The organism is Gammaproteobacteria bacterium (assembly GCA_036383255.1).
Classification (GTDB): Bacteria; Pseudomonadota; Gammaproteobacteria; order Natronospirales; family REEB76; genus DASUBN01.
Genome location: DASVOS010000008.1, coordinates 1 through 19,419, shown reverse-complemented (window position 1 = coordinate 19,419; position 19,419 = coordinate 1). Strand labels below are relative to the sequence as shown.

Below are 19,419 nucleotides of genomic sequence, written 5' to 3'. Positions count from 1 at the left end.
CCTCGACGTTTCTAACGAGTCAGCTCTTTGAGTAGCCGGGTAATTTCAGGACCGATGCGCTTGAGCTCGATACGGTGGGCCTCGGTGAGCTTGTCGAGGATGGCGTGGCCCTTGGGGGTGAGGGAGATGTGCACGCGGCGCTGGTCCTGGCTGGAGGTGTCGCGGCGCACGTAGCCGAGCTTCACGAGCCGGGTCACGAGTCCCACCGCGCTGTTGTGCCGCACCTGCAGGCGCGCCGCGAGCTGGCCCATGGAGGGCTGTTCCTGGCCCGGGTAGCCGCGCACCGCCAGCATCACCTGGTGCTGCTGCGGCGTGAGCCCGAGGTCGTGGGCGATGTCCTCGCTGGTGCGCAGGAACTTGCGCAGCGCGGCGCGGAAGGCAGCCAGGGTCAGGTAGTCCTCGTCGCTGACCTGGAAGTTCGCGGTGATGTCGTCCATGTGTGACCCCATCCGGATTGCCTTATATCGCGATGCGATATATTCTATGCGCCCCCAAGTCTTCGCTCAACCCTTCTCGTCGAGGATCCCATGTCAGCCATGCACGACCGTCCGCGTCCCCGCCGTTACCGACCGGGACCTGATGGCCTGCGCCTGCTCCTCATGTCCTGCTTCGCCGGCGTCATCGGCCTCGTGGCCGGTCTCGCCGCCTACGCGCTCTACGCACTGATCGCGCTGTGCAGCAACCTGGTGTTCTTCCACACGATCTCACTCGCGCTGCCCTCCTTCGCGGTGAACCCGCTGGGCCTGTGGATCGTGGTGGTGCCGGCGCTGGGCGGGCTCGTCGTCGGCATCATGGCCAAGTACGGCAGCTCCAAGATCCGCGGCCACGGCATCCCCGAGGCGATCGAGGCCATCATCGTCAACAAGAGCCGCATCGCGCCGCGGGTGGCGATCCTGAAGCCGCTCTCCGCCGCCATCGCCATCGGCACTGGCGGCCCCTTCGGCGCGGAAGGGCCCATCATCCAGACCGGCGGCGCGCTCGGCTCCATCTTCGGGCAGACGCTGCACATGACCGCGGCGGAGCGGAAAGTCCTGCTGGGCTGCGGCGCCGCCGCCGGCATGGCGGCCACCTTCAGCACGCCCATCGCCGGCGTGATCTTCGCCATCGAGCTCCTGCTGTTCGAGTTCCGCTCCCGCTCCTTCATCCCGCTGGTGATCGCGACCACCCTCGCCACCACCGTGCACCTGGTGCTCATCGGCCCCGGCCCCATGTTCAGCGTCGGCGCACCGCACTTCGACATCGCCCGCGGCCTGCTCTACTACCTCATCCTGGGCGTGCTCTGCGGGCTCATGGCCACGCTGGTGAGCAAGGCGCTCTATTGGATCGAGGACCAGTTCGAGAAGCTGCCCTTCGATCAGATGTGGTGGCCGGCCCTGGGCGCGCTCGGCCTCGGCGTCATCGGCTACTTCGTGCCGCGGGTGCTGGGCGTGGGCTACGGCACACTCTCGGACATCCTCAACAACCACCTGACCCTCGGCCTCCTGCTCGCGATCCTGGTGTTCAAGACCGCGGCCATGCTCATCTCCCTGGGTTCCGGCACCTCCGGCGGCCTGCTCGCTCCCATGTTCATGGGCGGCGCGGCCCTCGGCGCCGTGTACGCGCTGGCGGTGAACCAGCTCCTGCCGGGCGCGCACCTGGACCCCAGCGCCTATGCCCTCACCGGCATGGCGGCGGTGTTCGCCGCCGCCTCCCGCGCCACCTTCGCGTTCATCATCTTCGCCTTCGAGATCACCCGCGACTACGACGCGGTGCTGCCGCTGATGCTGGTCTGCGTCATCGCCAACGCCGTGGCGCAGCTGTTCCTGCGCGAATCCATCATGACCGAGAAGCTCGCGCGCCGCGGCCTCAAGGTGCACCTGGAGTACGAGGTGGACGTGCTGCACCAGGTGCGGGTGGGCGAGGTCATGGACAAGCGGCCCACGTCCCTGCCGGTGGACCTGCCGCTCTCCGAGCTCGCCGCCCGCCTCGGCCGGCACGAGCCCTCCGTGGCGCGCCACGGCGCCTATCCGCTGCTGGACAAGGACGGCAAGCTAGCGGGCATGGTCACCCGCGGCGACGTGTTCCGGGCGCTGGAAGCCGGCACCGACCCCGCGACGCCGCTGCACAAGCTCGGCGGCCGCAAGCTCGTGGTCGCCTATACCGACGAGACGCTGCACGAGGCCGCCGAACAGATGCTGCGCCACGGCATCGGCCGCCTGCCGGTGGTGGAGAGCCGCGATCCGGAACGCCTGGTGGGTTACCTGGACCGCGCGCCCATCCTGGAAGCGCGCCAGCGGCGCCTCAGCGAGGAGTCCGAGGTGGAGACGGGCTGGCTCGGCCGCAAGCGTGGCAGCCGCAGGCGCAGGGGGGCATAATCCAGACGGGTCAACTCATCGAAGGGGATGAACATGAACCAGACCGCAGACACCGCCCAGGAACCCAAGACCGGCGGCAAGCTCCAGAAAGCCACCGTCGGCGACATCGCGCTCAGCGTGATCATCCCGGGTTGGGGCGTGCTGATCGGGCTCATCGCGCTCATCAAGCGCGAGTTCAAGCGGGGCCTCACCATGATCGGCATCGGCGCCGTCATGATCGCCATCTACGTCGCCCTGAGCAGCCGGCCCTAAGCCACGTTCCGCCGGCATCGGCCATGAGTCCCGGATCCCGGGACTCATGGCCATCCGGATTCCCTCAATGCGCCGCGATGATGGCGTCCAGCAGCGGCGCCTTGCCCGCCACCGGCGTCAGCACCGGGTACTTCAGGCCGCCGTGGTAGTCCACGTCGAAGCTCAGGTAAGTGTCCTGCTGGCGCAGCAGCAGCCGTAGCGGCGCCTTGGAGCCCTTCGCCGCCGTGATGGCATCCTCCAGCACGTCCTTGTCCGCGTCGAAGGCGCGGCCGTTCACGGCCACGAGCTTCATGCCGGGCCCGATGCCGGCCTTGAAAGCGGGGCCGTCCCACAGCACGTCCTGCACCATGCCCTTGTCGTGCTCGCTGGCGTCGAGTTGCAGGCCGATGGAGAACATGAGGTTCTGCACCTTGCGCACCTTCTCATAGGCCTTGAAGTACTCGCTCGGTGTGTCGGTGTAGGCGAGCTGGTAGCCGCCCCGGGCGATGCCGTCCAGCGGCGCCGCGGGCTGGGTGGTGTCCAGCCGCTCCCGCAGGAATGCGGCCCAGTCGTACTCCTGCACGCCTTTCAGCGTGTTCACGACGTCGTCGAAGGTGTAGGGGTGCACCACGTAGCTGCCGTCATCCATGCCGTAGAACGCATGGGCGAAGTCGTCCATGGACTTGCGGCCGGCGGAGAGCTCCCTGAGCTTCGTGTCCACGTCCAGCCAGATCAGCTCCCCTTCCACGTAGAAGTCCTGCACCCGGCGCCAGTTCTGCCACTCGCGCGGCGCGTAGTACAGGATCTGCGCCTCGTCGTTGGTGTCCTGCAGCGGCCGCCAGCTGCGGCCGGGGCGCTTGTCCATGGTGGCGGCGTCGAAGGCCAGGGTCTCCCGGTACTGTGCCGCGGTGATGCTGCCGCTGCGGGCGCTGAGCACGTTGCCGAAGTACTCCGTCAGGCCCTCGTACACCCACAGCAGGTCGTCCTGCATGGGCTGGCTGGTGAAGTCCGGCGTGGCGAGACCCGCCGGGCGGCGGAACTTGCCGTTCCAGGAGTGCACGTACTCGTGGGGCAGGAGGTGCGCGCCGACCAGCGTGGTCTCGGGCGTGGTGTAGAGGTCGCTCCAGCTGCGGTCGTCGCTGGACTGGTGGTGCTCCAGGCCGAAGTGGCCGGTGTTCTCGGAGAGCGTGAACAGGAAGTCGTAGTGCTCGTAGTGGTGCGAGCCGAACAGGATGTTGGCCTGCTTCACCAGGTTCACCATGGCCTCGGTCTGCTTGGGCGTGATGGCCAGGTCCTCGTCGGTGTCCGCCACCAGGTTCAGGTGCACCGGCACCTTGTCGCCCGGCGCGATGTCCACGCGCTTGAAGTGCAGGCCGGCGATGAGCGGCGAGTCCACCAGGTTCTCCAGGCTCACCGGCTTGAAGCGCGCGCCGCCCGCGTCCTTGGAGGCGGTGTCGAGCGCGGTGGCGTACTGCCAGCCTGCCGGCAGCTTCACGCTGGGCTGGAACTGGATGTCCTTGGCCGCGGCGCCGGCGGGATACAGGAGCACTTGGTTCCATTCCAGGTCCGCGATGTCCGGCGTGGCCGAGACGCTCTGGCCGAAGTTGCCGCCGTTGCTGGGCGAGAGGAAGTCGAACGTCACGTCCAGGCTCGACACGCCCTGCGGCACCTCGAGATGGATGGCGTACATCTCTTTCAGGTCGCGGCGCCAGGCCAGCGGCTTGCCGCCCGCCGTGAGCTTGAGTCCCGCCAGGTTCTCCAGCGGACCGCTGGGCGAGTGCTCGCCCGGGATCCACTTGGGGTAATACAGCGTGAGGGGACCCGGCTTCACCGGGATCACCTCGTGGCCGTGGAAGAGCTGGCGTGCGGACTCCCTGAGGTCCACGTCCAGGGTGATGAGGTCGGCGGCGTGGACCGGTCCGGCACTCAAGGCCAGGACCAGCAGGGACAAGGGGATAAGGCGGGACTTCGTCATGTGAGGCGTCTCCCCGTGGAAAGAGTCCTCACCGACCCGGAACCTGTGCGCATCCATGGGCATCAGACGTGAGGGGCGCCCGGATAGTACCACCCCCACAATGACCGGCAAATCCTGCCCTGCCTCATCGTGCCGCTTCGATCAGACGTAACTCAGCCACCAGTCGCTGCGCCGCGCCTTCAGGGCCGTGACCCAGCGGCATAGGGGATAGAGGCTGGCAACGACCGCGATCCAGATCAGATACACCCCGCCGAGGCCCACGCCGAAACCTTTGGGGAAATACCGATAGTGCGTCAGGAACTGCTGTGCCGCGAACCCCTGCGCGACCCCGAGCGCCATCGCGGTGCCATGGATCAGATACACGTGAGCGACGTAGAACGCGAAGGGTGCGCGTCCGTAGGTCAGCAGCACGTCCCGGACACGGCCATGCAGGCGTTCGGCGTAGGCACACACGATCGCGGCGGGCCCCAGGGTCATCAAGAGATAGAGGAGGCTCGGCGGGTACTTCGTCGTCGCCAGGAACGACATGACCGATCCGACGGGGTTGCCGGGAGCGGCCTGCCAGAGTTGCGGATCCCCGTACACGTTCAGTGCACGCAGCACCACGAATGCCAGTGTCAGGCCGATGCCGATCCGCGCCAGCCTGGGCTGCCAGACCTGCGCGGGCCCCTGGAACAGGCCGGCCGAGGCGTACCCGAGCAGCATGACGCCGATCCAGGGCAGCACCGGGTAGGAGAAATACACCGAGAACTGGCCCATGGCGTACAACTGGCGCGCATGCAGCGCGACCCACAGCGGTCCCGTCGCGCCGGTGGAACTCGCCGCCGGCCACACCACATCCAGCAGGTTGTGCCCGCATATGATCGCCGCACCGATGGCGAGACAGGCTCGCCGGCCCAGGTACTGCGCGCCCGCCAGCGCCACCATGGCGGCACCGATGGCCCAGATGACCTGCAGCCCCACGTAGGTGCGGCCGCCGAGTTCGGCGATGCCCCAGGGGGAGAACGAAGTAGCGGTCGAGATGACCAGGACCTCGATGCCGATCAGCCACAAGCCGCGCACCAGCAGGAACCGCGCCAGCTCCGACCGGCTCTTGCGCAGGGACATCAGCCCCGCGCTGGTCCCCGCCAGGAACACGAAGGTCGGCGCGCAGAAGTGCGTGATCCAGCGCGTCGCGAAGAGCAGCGGTCCGATCGAATGATCGGCGATGGGATCCTGGAGGGAGCCGGCCATCATGTAGTCGCGGACATGATCGAGGGCCATCACGACTATCACCAGGCCCCGCAATATATCGATCGAGCTCATCCGGTACGCGCGCCGGTCGGACACGGCCGGCACTTCGGTCACAGACTGGATTTCCGCTGCAACAGCGCTCATAGGCGACATCCCGCTCAGGTCATGGTGTGAAAACTCCAAGGTGTACCCCCTCGGGACATGCCCGTGGAGAACCCCTGGTTACACCGTGCAGAACACGCTGGACGACGCGGATATTCCCGGGGCCAGCCGGCAGCCCAGGCCCGGCATGGCCGGGCGGGAATTTGCCCCGCCCCGGGAACTATTGGGCGGCGTGGATTTCTGACGTGAAGCGGGCCGGGTAGTATCATCCGGGTCCCGGCCCAGCCTGGCCGGACCCCATCGAAGGGCGGTCCTCGGGGTACTGTCGTGTCATCTATATAAGTAGGAGGCTTGGAAATCATGCAACGCGGATACCTGTTACTGGGCGCCCTCTGCGCCGTATCACTCGGGGCGATCGCCGCCGGCGACACCGGCCTCCATGCCGACTGGCTCGACAAGAGCGTCTCCCCCTCCCAGGACTTCTTCGCCTACGCCAACGGCGGCTGGCAGAAGCAGAACCCCATCCCGGCCGCCTACGCGCGCTGGGGCACCTTCAACATCCTGCAGAAGCAGAACCAGGAAGTGATCCGGCAGATCCTGGAAGACAACGCCAAGACCGCCCACAAGGCGGGCAGCACCGAGCAGAAGGTCGGCGACTTCTACGCCACCGGCATGGACGAGGCGGGCATCGAGAAGGCCGGCCTCGCGCCGCTGCAGTCCGAGTTCGCCGCCATCGCCGCCATCAAGGACCAGGCCTCCCTGCAGAAGGAGATGGCGCACCTGCAGATGATCGGCGTGGATGCCATGTTCGGCTTCGGCCAGATCCAGGACTTCAAGGACAGCAGCAAGGTCATCGCCATCGCCGCCCAGGGCGGCCTCGGCCTGCCGGACCGCGACTACTACCTCAAGACCGCCGACAAGTGCGTGGCGCCGGCCGCCACCGCCACCTCGGCCGCGAGCACTGCCGCGAGCCCGGCCCAGGCCGAGTACGACGCGTGCAAGGCCCAGGCCGACAAGTTCCAGAAGGTGCGCGATGCCTACGTGGCCCACGTGAACAACATGCTGCAGCTGCTCGGCGACTCGCCGCAGAAGGCGGCCGACGAGGCCAAGATGGTCATGGCCCTGGAGACGGACCTCGCCCAGGCCTCCATGCCGCGCGTGGACCAGCGCAAGCCCGAGAACATCTACCACGTCATGACGCTGGCCGAGCTCGACAAGGCCACCCCGACCCTCTCCTGGAAGGACTACCTGGCCAACGTCGGCCACCCGGAGATCGCGAGCCTCAACCTCGCGATGCCCGACTTCTTCAAGACGCTGGACGGCAAGCTCGCCAAGGTCTCCCTCGACGACTGGAAGACCTACCTGCGCTGGCACACGGTGGACGCGTTCGCCGCCTACCTGCCCAAGGCGTTCGTGGACGAGGACTTCAAGATGAACGCCGCCCTCACCGGCGCCCAGGAGCTCTTGCCGCGCTGGCAGCGCGTGGTCAGCACCGAGGACACCGCGCTCGGCTTCGCCATGGGCAAGCTCTACGTGGAGAAGAAGTTCCCGCCCTCCTCCAAGAAGGCGGTGCTGGACATCCTGCACGGCATCCGCGGCGCGCTGAAGGAAGACCTCACCGACCTGGCCTGGATGTCGCCTGACACCCGTAAGGCCGCCGACGTCAAGCTCGGCATGATGGAGGAGCGCATCGGCTACCCCGACAAGTGGCGCGACTATTCCGCCCTCGACATCAAGCGCGACAGCTACGTGCAGAACGTGATGCGCGCGAACGACTTCCTGAACAAGCGCGAGCTGAACAAGATCGGCAAGCCGGTGGACAAGAACGAGTGGGGCATGACGCCGCAGACCGTCAACGCCTACTACAGCCCGCTGCGCAACAACATCAACTTCCCGGCCGGCATCCTGCAGCCGCCGTTCTTCGACCCTCACGCCCCGGCGGCGGTGAACTACGGCGCGCTCGGCTTCGTCATGGGCCATGAGATGACCCACGGCTTCGACGACCAGGGCGCCCAGTTCGACGGCCACGGCAACTTGCAGAACTGGTGGACGGAGGACGACCTCAAGAAGTTCCATGTCGCCACCGACTGCATCTCCGACCACTTCTCGTCCTACACCGTGGACGGCGGCCTGCACGTGCAGGGCAAGCTGGTCACCGGCGAGGCCACCGCCGACCTCGGCGGCCTCACCCTGGCCTGGCGCGCTTTCCACAAGTCGGCGGCTTACAAGAACGCCAAGACCATCGACGGCCTGACCCCGGACCAGCAGTTCTTCCTGGGCGCCGCCCACGTGTGGGCCATGAACATCCGGCCCGAGGAATCGCGCCGGCTGGTCACCATCGACCCGCACCCGCCCGGCGTGTACCGCGTCAACGGCACCATGGCCAACATGCCGGAGTTCCAGAAGGCCTTCGGCATCAAGGGCGAAAGCCCGATGGTGAACAAGGATCGCTGCGTGATCTGGTGAGTTGAACCGATGTTCGGTTGAGATGACGGCGGGCCGCGAGGCCCGCCGTCTCCTTTTGGGCGTTCAGAATTGATTCAGATTTGGATGCGGCCCGCCGCCGCATGGCATGCTATAGCTAAGTGAAGTCCAGCCGCAGCGGGTAAGACATCCATGAATACAGCCAGGCTCCTCGCCCTCGCGGCGTCCCTCGCCCTCGCCGCCTGCGGCGGCGGCGGTTCCGGTTCCAGCGCCGGCAGCGGCGGCGTCACCGAGCCTGTGCTGGGCCCGCCCAGCACCTCCCTGGTCAAGGCCTCGGCGGCCTCGCCCTATGGCGCGGGCTGCGGCGGCAACCTGGGCGGCAGCGTCTCCTACCAGAACGCCGAGGTGGAGCCCTACATGGCCATCAACCCCGCGAACCCCACCAACATCATCGGCGTCTGGCAGCAGGACCGCTGGTCCGACGGCGGCGCCCATGGCCTGGTGGCGGGCGCGTCCATGGACGGCGGCCAGACCTGGACCGAGAGCAAGCTCAAGATGTCGCGCTGCGCCGGCGGCAATGCCGCGAACGGCGCCGACTACCAGCGTGCCTCGGACCCCTGGGTCAGCTTCGCGCCGGACGGCACTGCCTACGTGATCTCCATCTCCTTCACGGGCCAGACCCTGCAGCCCGGTTCCGACGGCGCGGTGCTCGTGGTGCGCTCCACCGACGGCGGCCTCATCTGGAGCGACCCCGTGACCCTGATCCGGGACGGCCAGAGCGCCTTCAACGACAAGGAAGCCATCACCGCCGATCCCACCGACTCGCACTTCGTGTACGCGGTGTGGGACCGGCTCACCGTCGACAACCGCGGCGCCGCCATGTTCTCCCGCACCACCGACGGCGGCGCCAGCTGGGAGCCGGCCCGGGCCATCTACGACCCCGGCGTGGACAACCAGACCATCGGCAACGAGATCGTGGTGATGCAGGACGGCACCTTGCTCGACCTGTTCGTGGAGATCGACGGCACCTCCGGCGACGGCGCCACCAGCACCATCAAGGTGATGCGCTCCCAGGACCATGGCGTCACCTGGACCGCGCCCTTCACCGTCGCGCGCAGCCTCGCGGTGGGCACGGCGGACCCGCACACCGGCCAGGGCGTGCGCGCCGGCGCCGGCATCCCGCAGATGGCGGCGGGACCCGGCGACATGCTGGCGGTGACCTGGCAGGATGGCCGCTTCAGCAACGGCGACCACGACAGCATCGCCTATGCCAGCTCCAGCGACGGCGGCAGGCACTGGTCCCAGCCGCGCCGCATCAACTCGGTGGCCGGCGCGCCCGCCTTCACCCCCACCGTCGCGGTGCTGGGCGACGGCACCGTGGGCATCACCTACTATGACTTCCGCAACGACACCGCCGCCGCCACCCTGCCCACCGACTACTGGTTCACCTCCTCCAGCGACGGCGTGCACTGGAGCGAGCAGCACATCACCGGCCCCTTCGATCTCACGCTCGCGCCGGACGCGCTGGGGCTCTTCGTCGGTGACTACCAGGCGCTCGGCACCGTGAGCGACACCTTCGTGCCGTTCTTCGTGCAGACCAACGATGCCGGCACCGCCAATCGCAACGACGCTTACTACCTGCCGCCGCAGCCCCACCCGCTGCGCGTGAGCCGCCACGTCACCAACGTGGCGGTAGCCGGCCCGCAGGTGGAGCCGGGCGGGCGTTTCCGCAAACGCGTGCACGAGAACCTGATGCGGCTCCTCAGCGACGAGGACCCGGTATGGGAGAAGATCCGCGAGGAGCGCGGCGCGCCACCGCAGCAGCCCTGAGCAGGACGGCTACTTGGCCGCGACGCCGTAGATGAAGATGCCGAACACGTTCGCCAGCCAGTGGCGGCGGAAGAAGGGATCGCGCGCCACCCAGGCCACCGGCAGGTAGAAGGCGCCCAGCAGCACCAGCCGCCAGTCCCGCACCCGCCCGGTGGCGGAGGTGGCGAGCCCGCCGAGCTGGAACACCCGCGCCAGGCCGATGCGCGTGTAGGGGCGCAGGTGCGTGGGATCCTCCCAGAAGTTCAGCGGCGACCAGGCCATGCTGCTGCGCACGTCCGGGCACTCCAGGTAGAGCCGCCCCCCGGGCACCAATACCCGCGCCAGCTCGTGCACCATGCGCATCGCGTCCGGCACGTGCTCGATCACGTGGCGGCACAGCACCAGCTGGAAGCGTCCGTCCTGGAACGGCAGCCTGCAGGCGTCACCCGCCACCCACGAGTAGCCCTTCGCTTCCCCGGCCGGCGCCATCTCGAAGGCCACCAGCTCCAGGTCCGGCCGCGCCTCGGCGAGCTTCGAGAGCAGGGTGCCCTGCCCCGCGCCCACGTCCAGCACCCGCGCGCCCTGCGGCAGCGCGTCCAGCAGCGCGGCGAGCGCCGCCGGCTGCTTCCAGGTGGCGAACAGCTCCCGCAGCCGCTGCTTCAGCGGATACTGGCGCCGCGCGATGCTGTGGTAGAAGGTGCCATAGTCGCTCATGGGTTCAGCCCAGGGCCACGCCGAAGAGGAGGCCCACCAGGAAGGTCACGCCGCCCGCCAGCGCGCCGATCAGCATCATACGCACGCCGCTCCACCAGGGGGAGCGGCCGGTGAACAGGCTCACCACCGAGCCTGTGACGAAAAGTGCCACCAGCGTCACGCCCACGGAAGCCGCCGTGGCATGCGCCGCGCCGCGCCACAGGAACGGCAGCAGCGGCAGCAGCGCGCCGAAAGCGAAGGCCAGGAACGAGGCGATGGCCGCGCCCCAGGGCGAGCCCAGCTCGCGCGGGTTGAGGCCCAGTTCCTCCCGCGCCAATGTATCGAGCGCGCGGGTGGGATCGCGGATCAGCGTGTCCGCCATCCGCTTCGCGTCGGCCGCGGGGATGCCGCGCGCCTCATAGATGAGCGCCAGTTCCTCCGCCTCTTCCTCCGGGTAGGCCTTCAGCTCCGCGTCCTCCAGGCCGATCTGGTACTCGAACATCTCGCGCTGCGAGCGCATGGAGACGTACTCGCCCGCCGCCATGGAAGCGGCGCCCGCCAGGAGTCCCGCCACGCCGGTGAGAAGGATCACGGGATTGCCCACCGACGCGCCGGCCATGCCCAGGATCAAGCTGGCGTTGGACACCAGGCCGTCGTTTACTCCGAACACCGCGGCGCGGAAGCTGCCGCTGCCGGCCATGCGCCGGTGGCGGGATTCCTGCTGCCCCGCGATGGGCATGCCGTGGCCGCCGGGCGTGCCCTGGGTATAGACCGAGAGCCCGCGCACCTTCATGGCCGCCAGCACCGGCAGCATGCGCTGCGGCCCCAAACGCCGCAGCATGTGCGCCACCAGCCGCGCGCGCACGGCGGGCTCGAAGCGCTCAGGTACCGCCAGGCCCTTGTCCGTGGCGAGCTTGCGCCAGTGCAGCGCCTGCTCCTCGGCGGCATCGGCGAGCTTCAGGAACAGCGTCTTGTTCTCCGGCGCCGGTTCACAGGCTGCCAGCACCCGGTACAGGAATGCCGACTGCATCTCTTCATGCCAGCTCTCGAATTCGGTTTCCATCCCTACACCTTATATGTGCCGAGGGTGAACGCTTCGGCCTCCCGCAGCCGCCGGCGCGCCTCCGCGAGGTCGCGCACGAACAGGATGTTGGACGAACCGGAGGCATCCCCCTCCAGGGGCGCCAGCTTGCGGCCTAGCGCGTCATAGGCGCAAGCCGTGTAGCCATGGCCTTCCAGCTCGGCCCGCAGCGCGCGCTCATCATAGCCGTACTTCTCGCCCATGCCGGCGAGCTCCATCAGCACCGCCAGGGGCGTGCCCGCGGCCAGCAGGCCGCGCATGCCGCGCACCACCTCGGTCTCGAAACCTTCCACGTCCACCTTGACCAGCGTGGGCGGCGTGCGTCCATCGAAGAAGCCGTCGAGGCTCACCACGTCCACCTGCACTGCCTCGGCGTCCTCGCCCGCCCGTAGCACGTGGTTGATCTCGCCCTGTCCCGCGGTGAGCGGGAGCCGGCCCGCCTCGGCCCCCACGGCGCAGCGGAAGGTCTCGATGCGGCCCTCCAGCCGGTTCAGCGTCAGGTTCTCGCGCAGGTAGTGGTAGGCCCGCTCCGCGGGCTCGAAGGCCACGCCACGGGCGCCGCCCGCCACCGCCGCCATGATGCTGTAGACGCCGATGTTGGCGCCCACGTCCGCGAACACCTCGTCGCGGCGCAGCAGGTGGCCGACGAAGGCCATGTCGTCGAACTCAGCGAGGCCCAGCACGTAGTGCAGCCTGCCGCCGAGGCGGCGCTTCACCAAGAGCCGCGAGCCGTCCACGAAGGGCATCTCCAGGGCGCCGCTGCGCATCCGCCCCAGCACCTGCCAGGCCAGGAAGCGGCCGGCCGCGCGGCCCCGCTCCAGCGGCGTGCGGTAGAGGGGATAGCTGCGGATCTGCCGCATCACCCCCGCCACGTCGCGCAGGATCGCCAGCATGCTCAGCCCGGACCCCGGTTGCTGATGCCGTGGGGTACGTGCCCGGTGGCCACGTGCTCCGCGGCCGTCTCCACGTGGCCCTTCTGGTCGTCGAAGAAGATGTCAGCGCCGAAGGTCTTGAGGAACTCGCCCTTGGGCAGCCCGCCCAGGAACAGCGCCTCGTCGATGCGGATGTTCCAAGCCCTGAGCGTGCGGATCACCCGCTCGTGGGCCGGCGCCGAGCGCGCGGTGACGAGCGCGGTGCGGATCGGCGCGCGCTCCGGCGGGTACTCGGCCTGGATGCGGTGCAGCGCCGAGAGGAAGTTCTTGAACGGCCCGCCGCTGAGGGGCTCGCGCGCCTGCTTCTGCTCGCTCTCGGCGAAGGCGGCGAGGCCGCGCTCCTGGTACACGCGCTCCGCCTCGTCCGAGAACAGCACCGCATCGCCGTCGAAGGCGATGCGCAGCTCGCCATCGTCGCGGCGCGACACCTGTGAGGGCACGATGGCCGCGGCGGCATAGCCCGCGTCCAGGGCCTTCACCACGTCGGCCGCCTCCGCCGACAGGAACAGGTCGGCGCTGAAGGGTTCCACGTAGCGCCAGGGGGAGGCACCGTTGGTGAACGCGGCGAGCGTGATGTCGAGGCCGTGCTTCTGGATGGAGTTGAACACCCTGAGGCCCGTATCGGCGCTGTTGTGGGAGAGCAGGATCACCTCGACCCGCTTCTGCGCCGCGCCCTGGTTCAGCCTGAGCAGCTTCTGCACCAGGCCGTAGGCCACGCCGCGTTCCAGCACCACGTCCTCGCGCTCGACCTGGTAGCGGGAATAGGCTTCGAGGCCCTGGTCGGTGAAGATGCGGTGACTCTCCTCCAGGTCGAACAGTGCCCGCGAGGAGATCGCCACCACCAGGCGGTTTTCAAGGCTCTGGGCCATGGTCCGGTTCCCAGGAGAGGAAGCGCTGCATGAGGGGGAAGTAGAGCGCCACTTTAACACGCGGCGTGCCCAGGCCGCGCACCAGCCGCGCGTAGCGCTCGAGCTGCGGCGCGTAGCGCACGCGTTCCCGTTCCAGGAACGCGTCCACGTCGGTGCCGGAATGGCGGCTGGTCTTGTAGTCGACTATCCAGCGTGTCCCGTCTGCATCCACGAAGCTGCGGTCTATGATGCCGGTCTCCAGGCGTCCGTCCCTGAGCAGGCTCAGGGCGTACTCGCAGCGCGCGTCGGCGTGGTTGTTGTCCAGCAGCCAGCGGCCGCGCTCGTCGGCGAGCATGTTATCCACCGCGCGCATCGTGTCCGCCGCAGCTCCCGCCAGTTCCTCCTCCCGCACGCCTGCCTGGCTCAGCAGCTGGCGCACCAGTGGCAGCGCGCGCTGGCGCTGCGCCGCGTCCCAGCGTTCGAGGCCATCCTCGGCGATGCGTTGCAGCAGCCGGTGCACCACGGTACCCACATGCCGCAACGTCTCGCCCACCCACTGGAACTCCAGGTCCTGCTCGGCCGCCAGCATGGTGCTGCCGATCCAGCGGATACCCGGCTCCGGCGTCGGCGGCTGCCAGGCGGCCGCAAGCCGCGTGAACGCCGGTGCCTCGGCCGGCTGCGGCGGCGGGGTGGGCGCCACGGCACTTGCCGTGCCCTTCTCGAACTCCGTCCGCACCGCGGGCCACAGCAGCGCGAGCAGCGAGCCGGTCCGCGGCGTCACCGGCACGGGCCGCCCTTCTTCTTCCTTCATGTCCACGCCGCCGAGGAGGTGTAACCGTTCCCGGGCGCGGGTCGCGGCCACGTACAGCACCCGCACCTGCTCCAGTTGTTCCTGTTCCTGGCGCAGCATCCGCACCCAGGTGTAGAGCGCGTCCCGTTCCTGGCCCGGCGCATCCAGCGGCGCCAGCAAGAGGTCCGCAGCGCCGTCCGCCCGTGGCCGTTCCAGCCACACCATGAGGTCCAGGTCCTCGCCGCGCACCGCCGCGTCCAGGCCCGGCAGGATCACCACCTCGAACTCGAGGCCCTTGGCCTTGTGGATGGTCATGAGCTGCAGGGAGCCGTCCGCCTCCGGATCGGGCCGCGCGAACAACTGCGCGAGCCGCCGCTCCAGTTCGCCGGCGCTCATGAGCGCGCCGCCTTCGCCGATCTCCTCCAGCAGCGTGAGATAGGCCTCCGCATCCGCCAGCGCTTCCTCGCCCGCCAATGCCGCCGGTCCACCCAGGGCGAGCCAGGCGTGTTCCACCTGTTCCCGCAGCGTGCCGCGATTGCGCTCCGCCAGTGCCCGCAACAAGACCATGCGGGTATGGGCGAAACGCGGGTTGGCCGCCGCCAGTCCATCCGCCGCCGCCATCAGCGCCGGCAGCGGCGCGTCATGATCGGCACCCGCCAGCGCGTGCAACTCCGCGAGGGTGAGCGCGCACCAGGGCGCGCGCAGCACCGCGAGCCAGGCGCTGCGGTCGCCGGGATGGGCCAGCGCACGGGTCAGTGCCAAAAGGTCCTGCACCACCGGCTGCTGCCCCAGGGTCTCGATCTCCACTGCCTGGAAGTGCATGCCGCGCCGGCGCAGTGCCGCCACCACCGCGGCCAAGTGCGACTTGGCGCGGGTCAGCACCGCCACGCGCGCGCCGGCCCCGGCACCACGGGCGATCTCCAGGATCTTCTCCGCTTCCTCCACGCGCCGGTCCTGGCCCAGGGCGTGCACCGTCACCGCTGCGCCGCCTGCCGCCTCGCGCCGCGCCTCGGAGATTCCATAGGGCACGCCGCCGCTCGCCACGTCCGCCGACGCCGGGAACAGGGATGGGAAAACTTGGTTGTACCAATCCACGAGTTCGGCGCGGGAGCGGAAGTTCGCCTGCAGCTGCAAGGGCTTCAGCGGCAAGCCGCCCAGGCCCTGCTGCCAGGCGCTCAGGAACAGCCCCACCTCCGCCTCGCGGAAGCGGTATATGGATTGGGCGGGATCGCCCACCAGGAACAGCGTGCGTCCGTCCTCCGGCTGCCAGCCGGCCGTGAGCACCGTGAGCAGGCGGAACTGGTTCACGGAGGTGTCCTGGAATTCGTCCACCAGGAGATGGCGGATGCGATAGTCCAGCGCCAGCGCGAGGTCCGTCGGTGCTTCCGGCTCGCCCAGGGCCTGCAGCGCGCCCAGTGTCACCTCAGCGAAGTCCGCCTCGCCCCGCTCTGCGAACACCAACCTGAGTTGCGCGGTAGCGAGGGGCAGGATCTGCAGCAGCGCTTCCAGCACCAGCCACTGGGCATCGGCATAGCGCGGCTCCGGGAGATAAGGCACCGCCGCCAGCGCCGCGCACAGCGGCGCTTCCCGCTCCAGGCGCCGGATCAGTTCCATGGCCCGCGCCTTGGCGCCTGCTTCCTCCGGCGGTAAACCCTGGTTCTTGTTCAGCACCCGGCGCCACTGGCCCGCATCCGTGAGCAGCAGCGTCGCGATACCGCGCCAGGCAGGGAGCCCGGTGGCGTCCGCCGGTGGCAGCGCCATGAGCGTCGCGCAGGCGGCGAGATCCGATTCCACGCCGCCGGCGCGCAGCACGCCGCCCGCATGTATGGTGAGCTCGAGCAGCTCCTGGCGGGAATCCGCAGGCAAGGCCGCCAGCAGCTGCTGCAGGTGTCCATCCACCTCCCGGCGCAGAGCCGCCTCCAGTTCCTCGCGGGGGCTCTGCATGTGCCGCAGCCACTGGTCGCGGCGCGCCAGCATGCGCGAGAGCAGCCGGTGGATGCGGGGCAGGTCGCAGTCCAGGTGCCGAGCCAGGCTCTCCACCGCCGTGGCCTGCAACGGCTCACCCTCGTCCAGCAGCCTCAGCGTGCGGCGCGCGGCTTCCTCGTAAAGCTCTTGCGGCCGCTCGTTCACCCGCAGCGGCGCGCCGAAGCCCGAGAGCAGCGGCATCTGCCGCGTGAGCTCTGCGTCAAGGGAATCGATGGTCTGGATGCGCATGCGCGCGGGGTGCAGCCTGAGCTGCCAGCCCTGCTCCGCATCCCGCGCCTGGGCACGTCGCCCCAGCTCCCAGGTGACGCGCTTGTGCGGCGCCTCGGGCTCGGGTCCCCGCGCCAGCTCCAGCGCCTCCACGATGCGGTCACGCATCTCTCCTGCCGCTTTGCGGGTGAAGGTGATGGCGATGATCTCCTCCGGCTCATCCACCGTGGCTAGCAGCGCGAGGTAACGCTGGGTCAGCAGCTCGGTCTTGCCGGAACCGGCGGGCGCCCGCACGATGCACGAAGCGCGCACGTCCAGTGCCGCGCGCCGCGCCGCCGCGTCATCCATGGGGAGCCGCTCAGTCGCCATCCTGCTCTCCGGGGTCGCCCAACTCATGGATGCGGCAGAAGGTGGAGAGGTGACAGCGCTCGCAATCCGCCGCGCTCTTGGGTGCCACCCGCGCGTCGCCGCCGGCATACTCCTCCGCCAGCGCGCCGAGGTTCGCCTGCCACCAGCGCAGCAGCGCTGCCCAGTCCGGCGCCTCCGCCGGGCGTTGCTTGCGTTGCGCGTACACCGCGACCCCCGCGCCCACGCCTTCCCGTTCTGCGAGCCCCGCCATGCGCATCTCGCCGGGCTTGAGGCAGGCGAACACGAGTCCCGCCAGGCGCTCTGAGTTCGCCAAGGCATACAGCGGCAGCTGCGGCTCGTCCGGCCGCGCCTCCAGCCAGGCGTTCACGTTCACCTGGCCGGTCTTGTAGTCGATGATCACGCGGCTGCCGTCCGCCAGTTCGTCGATGCGGTCCACCTGGATGCGCAGGTTCAGGCGCCCGAGCTTCAGGATGTGCTCCGATTCCGACTCCAGCACCCGGAACGGCGGGCGCGCCAGCTCCTTCATGAGCCAGGCATCCACCCGGCCCGCGAGCCGCTCCCGCTCCAGCTCCGCCACCCGCGGCGTGTAGATGTCCGGCAGCTCCCGGGCGCGCACCGCCACCACCCGCGCCGCGCAGCGTTCCGCGAGGGTGCGCCGCGTGGCCGCGTCCAGTGCCGCCAGGTGCGCGTGGTCCTTGAGTTCCTCCCAGGCGGCCTGCAGCACCTCGTGCACCAGGCGGCCCCGCTCCAGCGCATCGGGCCCGAACGCAGGCTCCTCCAGCGCGCCGGCTCCGAGCCTGTGCACCGCGAAGGACTGGAAAGGACACGCGGCCTGGGACTTGATGAGCTGGGTGCCGCCGCGGGTCTGCTCGCCGGGCCCCAGCACCGGTGCCCGCAAGTCCCGGTGTCGTTCTCCCGCCCGCGGGAACTCCCGCTGCAGTTGCGCGCGGTAACCCGTGGCCGCGACCTGCACGGGTTCCATGGCCGGCAGCTCCGCCACCAGCGGGCTCGGCCGGAGCGGCGTGTCGCCCTCCGCCGAAGCAGTGCTCGCCACCACTTCCGGCGCGCTCGCCAGCAGCCGCCTGGTCACGCGCCGCGCGAACTCGAGTTCGAGCGCGGCGCTCGCATGGGGCAGCCGGCATTCCCGCTGCAGCTTCGGCGGGATGAAGCTCGCCGGCCGCGGTCCCGCCGGCCAGGCGTCGTCCGTGAGCCCCATCACCCACAGATGATCGAAGGCCAGGCCCGAGGTCTCCAGCAGGCCCAGTACCTGCACCGGCGCGTCCGCGCCCGCCGGCTGGAACACGTGGTCCGCCGCGAGGCGCCTCAGGCGCGTCATCGCCTCGCCGAGGGTGATGGCACCCAGCGTCGCATCCAGGTGGACAAGCCCGCCGATGAGTTCCCGCAGCGCCGTCACCGTCTGGTATTCGGCGCTGTCGAGGCGCCGCTCGCCGGGCCAGCCGGCACGGGTGAGCGCGTCCGCGAAGTCCCGTGCCCAGGCGGAAGGCTTCTGCCTCTGGGGCAGCGCCACCGTCTTCTCCTGCAGCGACTGCAGCGCCGCCAGGAGCCGCGGCGTGGCGCCGAGGCCCGCCGCGAAGTTCATGAGGGCCTTGAGGCCGATGTGCTCGCTCACCCGCTCCCGCAGGCGCAGCTCCAGGCGCGCCCGCGCGTGCTGCTCCGCCTCGGCGCTCCCCAGGAACGGCGAACGCAGCAGCAGGCTCACAGTGTGGAACGGCGTGCGCCGGCGCAGCAGTTCCAGCGCCGACAGCGCCGCGTGCACCACCGGGAAGGAATCCAGCGGCAGGCCCAGGGAGAGGTCATAGGGCCGCGCGACCGCGCGGCCCGCCGCGGCGGCGGGACAAAGCGCGTCATCCAGCGCGCGGGCGAGCGCCGCGCGGCAACCGGCGAGGTCCCGCGCCACGATGCCGATGGACGCGGCGGGATCTTTCTCCAGCTTCCTCCGCGCCCAGGCCGCCGCCGCGCGCATCTCAGCCTGCGTGTCGTCCACTTCCAGGCGCATGGCCCCCGTGGGCGCCGGCGCCTCGATCTCCAGCACCTCCACCGCGCAGCCGCCGAGGCGCAGGCTTTCCGCCAGCTCCCGCTGCTGGGGCGTCAGCTCGTCGAAACCGATGAACACCACCCGCGGCGGCAGCGCGAGCGTGCGCTCCCGCGCCTGGGTCGCCAGCCAGTCCGCGAGGCGCGCATCCTCGAGCCAGCCCTGGACGCGGCTCTCGGTGCCGTAGTGTTCGGCCCAGGCTGCGAAGGCCCGCGCGTCCTCATCGCCGGCGGCGATGCGTTCCAGCGGCACCCGGTAGGCCACCGCGAGGTTCCAGGCCCGTGCCGCCTCCCGCGCCGCCGCGGCGGGCTGCAGCAGCGCCGCGCCCTCGG

Annotated in this window: 13 protein-coding genes; 4 read left to right on the top strand and 9 right to left on the bottom strand. The window is 69.6% G+C overall.

Features of this window, described 5'->3' with window-relative positions; all coding sequences use genetic code 11:
* Nucleotides 1-11: 11 nt before the first annotated feature.
* Nucleotides 12-437 carry a MarR family transcriptional regulator gene (locus VF651_04455; protein HEX7964952.1) on the bottom strand — a complete coding sequence of 142 codons (426 nt, stop codon included), beginning with the start codon at nucleotides 435-437 and terminating at the stop codon, nucleotides 12-14.
* Between the two features lie 99 nt (nucleotides 438-536).
* On the opposite strand from VF651_04455, the gene VF651_04450 reads away from it, so the two are divergent.
* Nucleotides 537-2,354 (top strand): chloride channel protein, encoded by a 1,818-nt coding sequence (locus VF651_04450; GenBank protein ID HEX7964951.1) that lies wholly within the window; start codon nucleotides 537-539, stop codon nucleotides 2,352-2,354.
* Nucleotides 2,355-2,387: 33 nt separating this feature from the next.
* Nucleotides 2,388-2,606 carry a hypothetical protein gene (locus VF651_04445; protein HEX7964950.1) on the top strand — a complete coding sequence of 73 codons (219 nt, stop codon included), beginning with the start codon at nucleotides 2,388-2,390 and terminating at the stop codon, nucleotides 2,604-2,606.
* Between the two features lie 64 nt (nucleotides 2,607-2,670).
* On the opposite strand, the gene VF651_04440 is transcribed toward VF651_04445, so the two are convergent.
* Both VF651_04440 and VF651_04435 read right to left on the bottom strand, forming a co-directional pair.
* Nucleotides 2,671-4,560, bottom strand: a complete 1,890-nt coding sequence (locus VF651_04440; GenBank protein HEX7964949.1) for a M61 family peptidase — start codon at nucleotides 4,558-4,560, stop codon at nucleotides 2,671-2,673.
* Nucleotides 4,561-4,701: 141 nt separating this feature from the next.
* Nucleotides 4,702-5,937, bottom strand: coding sequence for a heparan-alpha-glucosaminide N-acetyltransferase domain-containing protein (locus VF651_04435; GenBank protein ID HEX7964948.1), 1,236 nt, complete (start codon nucleotides 5,935-5,937; stop codon nucleotides 4,702-4,704).
* A gap of 318 nt (nucleotides 5,938-6,255) precedes the next feature.
* Here VF651_04435 and VF651_04430 point away from each other — a divergent pair, with 318 nt between their 5' ends.
* Both VF651_04430 and VF651_04425 read left to right on the top strand, forming a co-directional pair.
* Nucleotides 6,256-8,361, top strand: coding sequence for a M13 family metallopeptidase (locus VF651_04430; GenBank protein HEX7964947.1), 2,106 nt, complete (start codon nucleotides 6,256-6,258; stop codon nucleotides 8,359-8,361).
* A 150-nt stretch (nucleotides 8,362-8,511) separates the two neighbouring features.
* Entirely contained in the window at nucleotides 8,512-10,149 is a 1,638-nt protein-coding gene (locus VF651_04425; GenBank protein HEX7964946.1) for a sialidase family protein, read from the top strand.
* A 9-nt stretch (nucleotides 10,150-10,158) separates the two neighbouring features.
* On the opposite strand, the gene VF651_04420 is transcribed toward VF651_04425, so the two are convergent.
* The 6 genes from VF651_04420 to VF651_04395 form a co-directional block, all read right to left on the bottom strand.
* Nucleotides 10,159-10,842, bottom strand: a complete 684-nt coding sequence (locus VF651_04420; GenBank protein HEX7964945.1) for a class I SAM-dependent methyltransferase — start codon at nucleotides 10,840-10,842, stop codon at nucleotides 10,159-10,161.
* A gap of 4 nt (nucleotides 10,843-10,846) precedes the next feature.
* Complete coding sequence (locus VF651_04415) at nucleotides 10,847-11,884, bottom strand: VIT1/CCC1 transporter family protein (GenBank protein ID HEX7964944.1); 1,038 nt, start codon at nucleotides 11,882-11,884, stop codon at nucleotides 10,847-10,849.
* A 2-nt stretch (nucleotides 11,885-11,886) separates the two neighbouring features.
* Nucleotides 11,887-12,795 carry an FkbM family methyltransferase gene (locus VF651_04410; protein ID HEX7964943.1) on the bottom strand — a complete coding sequence of 303 codons (909 nt, stop codon included), beginning with the start codon at nucleotides 12,793-12,795 and terminating at the stop codon, nucleotides 11,887-11,889.
* Between the two features lie 2 nt (nucleotides 12,796-12,797).
* The gene (locus VF651_04405) at nucleotides 12,798-13,703 is read right to left on the bottom strand and encodes a 5'-nucleotidase (GenBank protein HEX7964942.1); all 906 of its coding nucleotides are present in this window, start codon (nucleotides 13,701-13,703) and stop codon (nucleotides 12,798-12,800) included.
* On the bottom strand, nucleotides 13,687-17,034 hold the full coding sequence (locus tag VF651_04400; GenBank protein ID HEX7964941.1) for a UvrD-helicase domain-containing protein: 3,348 nt from the start codon (nucleotides 17,032-17,034) through the stop codon (nucleotides 13,687-13,689). The genes VF651_04405 and VF651_04400 overlap by 17 nt, the downstream gene beginning before the upstream one ends.
* Nucleotides 17,024-19,419, bottom strand: a 2,396-nt coding sequence (locus tag VF651_04395) for a PD-(D/E)XK nuclease family protein (protein ID HEX7964940.1), incomplete at its 5' end; no start/stop codon positions are given. The genes VF651_04400 and VF651_04395, both read right to left, overlap by 11 nt.